The following is an 8,008-nucleotide window of genomic DNA, read 5'->3' on the forward strand; positions in this document are numbered from 1 at the left end:
CCAGCAAGATCCGGCGGCCCCGCAAGATCCGGCGGACCAGCATGATCCGGCGGACCAGCACCCTCAGGCGGCCCAGCATGATCGGGAGGCCCCGCACCCTCCGGCGGACCAGCACCCTCAGGCGGCCCAGCATGATCCGGCGGCCCAGCAAGATCCGGCGGCCCCGCAAGATCCGGCGGACCAGCATGATCCGGCGGACCAGCACCCTCAGGCGGCCCAGCATGATCGGGAGGCCCCGCACCATCCGGCGGACCAGCACCCTCAGGCGGACCCGCGTTTGCACTGCTGCGCTCGAGCTCTGCGGGAAGCGGGCTCTCGGAGCTGGCCAAACCAGCGCTGTCCGCCTCGAGTTCCGCAGCCGGCGATCCGCCTGGGGCCTCTGGCGCGGGCGGGACCAGCTGGCTGGCATCCACGCCGGATCCGGAACCCTGCTCGTCGGTTTCGACGTCTTCGACATCGTCGGGCCGGTCGGGCGGGCCGGGCTCGTCTGGCTCCTCTGAGACAGCGTCCGGCCTCGCGACAGGGGTCTGGACGTCGACGGGCTGGCCGGTGCTGCCTCGCACTGTGAGGCCGATCACGACGGCGACGACGATGGCCGCGGCCGCAGCGACCCCGGCTGCGACGAAGCGCACGACCCGGCGGCTGGACGAATGGGCCTGCGCCCGGACCTCCTCGAGGTCGGCGAGATGCCGGGCCGCGATCCGCGGATCGACCGGCTCCTCCCCGAAGCGGCGGAGTCGGGTGATCAGCTCGTCGTAGCCGTGATCGTCATCCATCTCGGTGATGTCGGGCATCACAGAAGCCCACTCCCGTCGGGAAACCCATCAGTCAGGGCTAGTCCACGAAACCATGGAAGTCGCGGACACCTGGGTCACGTGGCCCAGTCCATTCTGATGAGCCTGTCGGCAGGGACATCCCCAAGATTGATGAATTCGTCCCCCACTGGGCCCGAGGGCTCATGACAGCGGGCCCCAATCGCCGATAGAACCGAAGGGAGCAACCAGGGGCAGGGTTCATGAGACACCACACAAGACAGTACGCCACGCCCATTCGTTCCGACGAGCGAGGCGTCGTGGCAGTCACGATGGCCGTCGCGCTCGTGGCGATCTTCGGCGTGGCGGCGCTGGCCGTCGATCTCGGTCGTCTGTACGTCGTCGAGGCCGAACTCCAGACAGCGGCAGACGCGGCGGCGATGGCAGCGCTACAGGATCTCGGCGACCTCGATGATGCCCGCAACGCAGCGGTGACCTGGGCCGAGGCGAACCACGACGGTGAGGGGCCCATCCTGACGATCGACGACGTCACATTCGGATACTGGGACCAGGAGGTCGGTGCGTTCGTCGCCGAGGGCGAAGGAGACCCCGACAACCCGGTCACGGCCGTTCGGGTCACGACTCGTCGCAGCACCGGCGGGGGAAACCCGGTCTCGAACTTTTTCGCTCCGGTACTGGGTATCGACACCACCAACGTCGTCGCTCAGGGTGTCGCCGCTCTCTCGTTCACGACCGTTGACTTCGAGGGACTACCTCCCGGCTCGCTCCCACTCGACCTGAGTCACGGCGCCGGAATCAACGGCGAATACGTCCCGGGGACGATCGGCATCGAGTCGGAGTCCGACCACCAGAACAGTCGCGACTGCCCGACCGTGGAGGGCGTGCGCACCTGTCAGCGGATCTTCGACGCCACGTGCACCGGTGGGTGCACCGGCGGCGATCCCGACCTGCGCTTTCCGGAGCAGGGGAACATCCTGATCATCCAGGAGCACCGTTGCGGCAACGGCGCACCCGGTAACGGATACTGGCCCGAGGACTGGGACTACGACGGCACGAACTGGCCCGACAACTGCGATCCCAAGGCTCCCGATGATGAGGCCAAGGGAGGCACTCTCACCTTCGACTTCACCGCCTTCGCCGACGGGACGGTGACAGTGGCCTCGCTGAAACTCCTCGACGTGGAACCCCATGAGATCGCCCACGTGACGCTGTGGGATGCCAGCGGAAACGTGTTGAGCGAGCAGCAGTCCGGTGGCCCGGGCGACGGGAACTCCATGACGTGGTGGCTCGACCCCGTGTCGAATGTGGCCAGGATGGAGATCGAGCTTCAGGGGTCGGGCGCCATCGATGATCTCGGCTACCTCCGCGACGCAGTGCTGGTCGGTTGAGCCGTGAACTCGATCATCCGCCGCCGAGGGATCTCGAAACGCCACCCGCACGATCGCGCCGATCGGGGAGCGACCGCCATCGAGGTGGCGATCATCTTCCCGCTGTTCCTGATGCTCGTGTTCGGGCTCATGTGGTTCGGCATCGGTGTGGCCGCTCAGATCGGGGTCACGCGTGCGGCCCGCGACGGCGCACGCCACCTCGCCATCACCGGCGACGTCGCCGCCGCGGAACAGGCCGCGCTCGACGCCGCCGGGACGATCGACCCCGACCGGGCGACGTTCACGTCGACGCCATGCCCCGAATCCGCCGCGGAGACCGACACCGCGTCGCTGGCCGTCAGTTACCCGTTCGAGTACACGATTCCCATGTTCGGCACCCGTACCGTCACGCTCACCGGTTCGGCTCTCGCGAAATGCCGTTGACGGTGGCGCGGCTCGACCGCGCGCGTACCTGACACACCGAAGCAGTAGCCTCACCCTCGGATCTGTGCCCCACCGCGGTCGATTCGCGACCTCAGAGGCGCAGGTCAGAGCACATTTTCATACGGGCTGTGGCGCAGTTTGGCTAGCGCACCTGCTTTGGGAGCAGGGGGTCGCCGGTTCAAATCCGGCCAGCCCGACCGAGACGATCCCGCAACGCACCGACCGTGCACGGCGATCGGTTCACCGGGACCTCAGTCGAGGGTTTCGGTCACCGTTACCATGCCGTCTTCGAACTCGACCCGGAGACGTACGCCATCGAGGTCGGTCTGGAACGCATCCACGCCCGATGTGCCCGCACCCGACTGTCGTCCGAACTCCGGGCAGTTCCCGATCGTGCTCTGGTAGATCGGAAACATCTCGCTACGTCGGGATTCGGTGGTGAACACGACGCGCCGCTCTCCCCCTTCCTCGACACCGGATTCCCGGATCGCCGCGTCGGCCGGGACGGGTGGGTCGGACTCGAAGCCGAGACTCTCGAGATCGGCGAAGCTCGAGAGCCGAACCGTCGAGCCGAACTGCTCAGCCACCTCGGCTTCGACGCAGTCGACCCCGCCTCCGCCGCAGGCAATGAGCATCAGCGACGACGCCAGGACCATCAGGAGCGCACGCAGTGTCATGCGGTCTGATCGTACGACGCCACGTTTCCCCCGTGGAGTTGACACCGTTTCGATGAACACCTGGCCCCGGAATCGGGGCGACGCCGAGGTCAGCCGGACACGACCGGATGCCCTTCGGACACCCAGGCCTGGATGCCACCTGCGACATCGGCGACGTCGGCGAAGCCCAGCTCGGCCATCAACGTGCGCGCCTGCTCGCTGCGGTTCCCGGACCGACAGTAGAGGAGGTAGGGAACGTCGCGGTCGAGCTGGTCTATGCGCTCGGTGAAGTCGGGCTCGTAGATGTCGACGAGTGTCGCTCCTTCGAGATGCGCCTCGTCGAACTCGACCGGGGTGCGCACGTCGAGGACCACCAGGCCCTCAGGCGGGTCCGCGAGAATCGAGGCGCCCTCGTCAGCGCTGACGACCCGCACGCCGGGAGCTTCATCGGCCGACGCCGGTTCGCTGGAAGGGTCACCGCCGCCGCACGCGGCCCCCAGGAGGGCGAGCACCAACAGGATGACGAACAGACGGTGGAGCAGTTTCACAGCAACACCCTATCGACTCCTACGAAATGTCCGTACAACTCGGTTGGCGCCCGAACCCATCGATCGTCATCACCCACAGACTGCATGTCCCCTATCCCGGCAGCGGGTTCGCCACCGAGATCGCCCCCTGGCCGCGCGATGATCACTCCGTGTCGGCTCTCCCAAACCCCAGTGCCATCGCCGCCCACGACCGCCCAGGGCGCCTCCCCCGGCGCCGCTCACCGTCGGTCGAGGACCTCCGACGCGGGACCGACGCGGCGATACGCCTGGTCGGGCCGAGAGACGACCACTGCGTCCCTCGGTCGAAGAAGCGGTTGACAGCTCGTTCCAGATGACCCGGCCGGGACCTCGACCGCTCGACGGTCTCCGCGAGCGATAATCGCTTCCATGAACCACCGCAACGCCGAGCCCCGGTCGCGTCTGTCGATGGTCCTGCGAACCGGGCTCCTCATCGCCACCGTCGTGCTGGGCGGCATCGTCGGCACCGCATGCGGAGGCGACGACACGTCCGTGACCGATACGCCCGTCGACGACGACACGACACCGGCCGATCAGGAGATCACGCTCGTCGCCGAGAACATCGCCTTCGACGCGGAGACCATCACGGTCACGGCGGGCCGCGAGGTGACCATCACCTTCGAGAACCGCGACAGCATCGCCCACAACCTGCGGATCGTCGGCCCTGACGGCGACTTCGCCACCGAGGTCGCTTCGGGTCCCGTCACCCAGCAGTTGACGTTCACGATCGACGAACCCGGCCGCTACGAGTTCCGCTGCGACGTGCATCCCGCCCAGATGTCGGGGACTCTCATCGTCACCCCGTGATTCGATTCGGGAGCGGGACCGCCGGCGGTACCCGGCCCACCCGGGATCTCACCACAGAGGCGGACGCGTGTTGGCAAGTGGGGACCCACTCGTGCAGAGTTCCTGCTGCAAGGACCCTCTGCGCACCGAAAGAGCATGCATGACTCCGTCCGAAGACTACGTCGCCGAACACGGGCTGTTGATCGGCCGACCGTTGCACGACTTCGCCGTGAACGAGGCGCTCCCCGCCGCGGGCATCGAGGCCGACGGCTTCTGGAGAGGCCTGGCCGACCTGGTACGTGACCTCGCACCGCGCAACGCCGAACTTCTGGAGGTCCGGGCGACCATGCAGGCCGCCATCGACCGCTGGCACCGCGAACACGCCGGGCAGGCCCACGACCCCGTCGCCTACCGGACGTTCCTCACCGAGATCGGCTATCTCCGACCCGAGGGGCCCGCGTTCGCCGTGGACACGGCGAACGTGGACCGTGAGATGTCCACTGTCGCCGGCCCTCAACTCGTCGTCCCAGTGATGAACGCCCGCTACGCGCTCAACGCCGCGAACGCCCGATGGGGATCGCTGTACGACGCGCTCTACGGCACCGACGCCCTGGGCGACGCCCCTTCCCCCGGTCCCTATGATCCGGCCCGCGGCGCCCGGGTGATCGCCTGGGCGCGGGAGTTCCTCGACGACAGCGTCCCCCTCGCCGGCGGCTCGCACGCCGACGCCACGGGCTACCGCATCGTCGATGGCACGCTGGAGGTGTCGCTCACCGACGGGTCCACCACCACCCTGGCCGACCCGTCTCACCTGGCGGGCTTCACGGGCGATGTCTCCGAACCCGGCAGCGTCCTGTTGGAACAGCACGGACTGGGCATCGAGATCGTCCTCGACCGGTCGCACCCGATCGGTCGCGACGACGCAGCCGGCGTCGCCGACGTCGTCATCGAGGCCGCGGTCACCGCGATCATGGACTGCGAGGACTCGGTCGCCGCGGTCGACGCCGAGGACAAGGCGCTCGCCTACCGCAACTGGCTCGGGCTGATGGTGGGTGACCTCACCGAGGAGATGACGAAGGACGGGAAGAATTTCACCCGTGCGTTGCGGCCCGATCGGACGTTCACCGCGCCCGACGGCGGCGAGATCACACGCGCCGGGCGGTCGGTCATGTTGGTGCGCAACGTCGGGCACCTGATGGACACCCCGGCCGTGCTCGACGATCACCGTCGGCCGATCCCCGAGGGGATCCTCGACGCGCTGTTCACGAGCCTGTGCGCGATGCCGGACCTCGCCAGGGTGGCGGGTCGGGCCCCGGCCGACGACACGGGCATGGCGAACTCCCGGGCGGGCTCCGTCTACATCGTGAAGCCGAAGATGCACGGCCCCGACGAGGTCGCGTTCGCGGACGAGATCTGCACGAGGGTCGAAGACGTGCTCGGCCTCGCCCGCCACACACTCAAGCTCGGGATCATGGACGAGGAACGCCGCACGACGGTCAACCTCGCCGAGTGCATCCGGGCGGCCCGCTCGCGGGTGGCCTTCATCAACACAGGCTTCCTCGACCGCACGGGCGACGAGATCCACACGTCGATGGCGGCCGGCGCGATGGTCCCCAAGACGTCCATGAAGGGCGAAGCGTGGATGCGGGCCTACGAGGACTGGAACGTCGACGTCGGCCTCGCGTGCGGACTCCTCGGGCGCGCACAGATCGGCAAGGGCATGTGGGCCGCACCGGACCGGATGGCCGCGATGCTCGACGAGAAGATCGCCCACCCCCGCGCCGGTGCCACCTGCGCCTGGGTCCCGTCTCCCACCGCCGCCACCCTGCACGCCACCCACTACCACCGCGTGGACGTCGCGGCACGACAGGCGGAACTGGCCGCGCGTATCGAAGCCGGCGAGCGCCGTGCCTCCCTCGACGACATCCTGCGGATCCCGGTCGCGGCCTCGACGGACTGGTCACCCGAAGAGATCCAGGCCGAACTCGACAACAACGCGCAGGGCATCCTCGGCTACGTCGTGCGATGGGTGGATCAGGGTGTCGGCTGCTCCAAGGTCCCCGACATCCACGACGTCGCACTGATGGAGGACCGGGCAACCTGTCGGATCTCCAGCCAGCACATGGCGAACTGGCTGCTCCACGGTGTGGTGACCCGGGACCAGGTCATCGAGACGATGAAACGCATGGCCGTCGTCGTCGACCAGCAGAACGCGGACGATCCCGCCTACACGCCCATGGCACCGGCCTACGACGGACCGGCGTTCCGCGGGGCATGTGATCTCGTGCTGTCGGGCGTGGAGCAGCCCTCGGGCTACACCGAACCGATCCTGCACGCACGACGCGCCGAAGCGAAGGCGGCCGCGTCTCAGAAGTGAGCGCCCGCGGCCGGGGAACAGTCCCCGGCCGCGGATCCGCTATCCGTCCGTCGGGTACCCGGAGAACAGGGCGCTGATCCCCTCCTCGGCGGCCAGGAACGCGCTGACCCAGTCACGGTCGACGTCGGCCACGATGATGTCGCCGACCTCGTCGCCCACCGAGGCGAAGATGCCGACCCTCTCCATGTACTGGGCGAGGCGGTGGTTGTCCTCGGTCGGCGTGAGGTAGTGGATCGCCGCAACGTCGTAGCGGCGGATCAGGAACAGGTGCAGCATCATCATCAGGCGCTTGCGGCGCAGGTCCAGGTCGTGGTTGTTCTGGTCCCGCACCGAAAGGATGGAGCGACCCCGGCGGTCCTGGATCGTGTCGAACACGATGTCGGCCACCTTCACGCCGGCGTCGTCGACGATGTCGAGTTCGAGCAGATCGCGGCCGGCGGTGTAGGGGCGCAACGTCGCTTCGAACCCGCGGCCGATCTCGTGGTGCGCGCTCCAGGAACCGAGCCAGTCGTCGAGGACGCTGACCGGGACCTCGGTCTGCACGAGGTGCTGGAACTGGGTGGATCCCTTGCCCATCGCCCGGGTGGTCGCCGTACGACCGGACGACCCCATGAGCGCGGCGTCGAGGCGGGGACCGCCGACGAGCGTCTGCGGCGTCTTGTAGGGCGAGTCGAGGAGCCGAAGACGCCGCTGCAGGCGCGCCAGCGCGAGCATGCCGTCCTCCTGGAGGGCGGTGGCGAACTCCTCACCCGCCATGCCGTCGACCTGGTGGCCGCCGTAGGTGATGAAGTTGAATACGAAACCGAGCCGCGCGAGCTCGGTCGGGAAGTCCCGCATCTCGTCGTCGGTCATGCCCGTCGTGTCCCAGTTGAACGACGGCGAGAGGTTGTAGGCGAGCATCATGTCGGGGAACACGGCGTGGATCGCCTCGGCGAACACACGGGCATCCTCGAGGTCGGCGGTCTTGGTCTCCATCCACAAGATGTCGGCGAAGGGCGCTGCGGCGAGTGACTTCGCGACCGCGTAGTCGATCCCGCCG

8 protein-coding genes and 1 tRNA gene are annotated in these 8,008 nt (G+C 68.1%); 5 read left to right on the forward strand and 4 right to left on the reverse strand.

Translation table 11 applies throughout. From position 1 onward, the window contains the following. Positions 1–283 (reverse strand): hypothetical protein (locus tag RIE08_15650; GenBank protein MEQ8719044.1); only part of this gene is annotated, 283 nt, incomplete at its 3' end. 789 nt (positions 284–1,072) lie between these two features. Here RIE08_15650 and RIE08_15655 point away from each other — a divergent pair. The 3 genes from RIE08_15655 (at position 1,073) to RIE08_15665 (ending at position 2,781) form a co-directional block, all read left to right on the forward strand. Continuing rightward, on the forward strand, positions 1,073–2,161 hold the full coding sequence (locus tag RIE08_15655; GenBank protein MEQ8719045.1) for a TadG family pilus assembly protein: 1,089 nt from the start codon (positions 1,073–1,075) through the stop codon (positions 2,159–2,161). A 3-nt stretch (positions 2,162–2,164) separates the two neighbouring features. Further along, a complete protein-coding gene (locus tag RIE08_15660) occupies positions 2,165–2,584 on the forward strand; it encodes a TadE/TadG family type IV pilus assembly protein (protein ID MEQ8719046.1) in 420 nt (139 codons plus the stop codon). A 122-nt stretch (positions 2,585–2,706) separates the two neighbouring features. Next, a tRNA-Pro gene (locus RIE08_15665) sits at positions 2,707–2,781 on the forward strand. Positions 2,782–2,835: 54 nt separating this feature from the next. Here RIE08_15665 and RIE08_15670 read toward each other — a convergent pair. Both RIE08_15670 and RIE08_15675 read right to left on the reverse strand, forming a co-directional pair. After that, a complete protein-coding gene (locus RIE08_15670) occupies positions 2,836–3,261 on the reverse strand; it encodes a hypothetical protein (protein MEQ8719047.1) in 426 nt (141 codons plus the stop codon). A gap of 89 nt (positions 3,262–3,350) precedes the next feature. Next, entirely contained in the window at positions 3,351–3,788 is a 438-nt protein-coding gene (locus tag RIE08_15675; protein MEQ8719048.1) for a rhodanese-like domain-containing protein, read from the reverse strand. 387 nt (positions 3,789–4,175) lie between these two features. Here RIE08_15675 and RIE08_15680 point away from each other — a divergent pair, with 387 nt between their 5' ends. Both RIE08_15680 and RIE08_15685 read left to right on the forward strand, forming a co-directional pair. Next, complete coding sequence (locus tag RIE08_15680) at positions 4,176–4,613, forward strand: cupredoxin domain-containing protein (GenBank protein MEQ8719049.1); 438 nt, start codon at positions 4,176–4,178, stop codon at positions 4,611–4,613. Between the two features lie 139 nt (positions 4,614–4,752). After that, complete coding sequence (locus RIE08_15685; GenBank protein MEQ8719050.1) at positions 4,753–6,969, forward strand: malate synthase G; 2,217 nt, start codon at positions 4,753–4,755, stop codon at positions 6,967–6,969. A gap of 39 nt (positions 6,970–7,008) precedes the next feature. On the opposite strand, the gene RIE08_15690 is transcribed toward RIE08_15685, so the two are convergent. Continuing rightward, positions 7,009–8,008 (reverse strand): isocitrate lyase (locus RIE08_15690; GenBank protein MEQ8719051.1); only part of this gene is annotated, 1,000 nt, incomplete at its 5' end.

It is taken from the genome of Acidimicrobiales bacterium, from assembly GCA_040219085.1.
In the GTDB taxonomy this organism is placed as follows: Bacteria; Actinomycetota; Acidimicrobiia; order Acidimicrobiales; family JAVJTC01; genus JAVJTC01.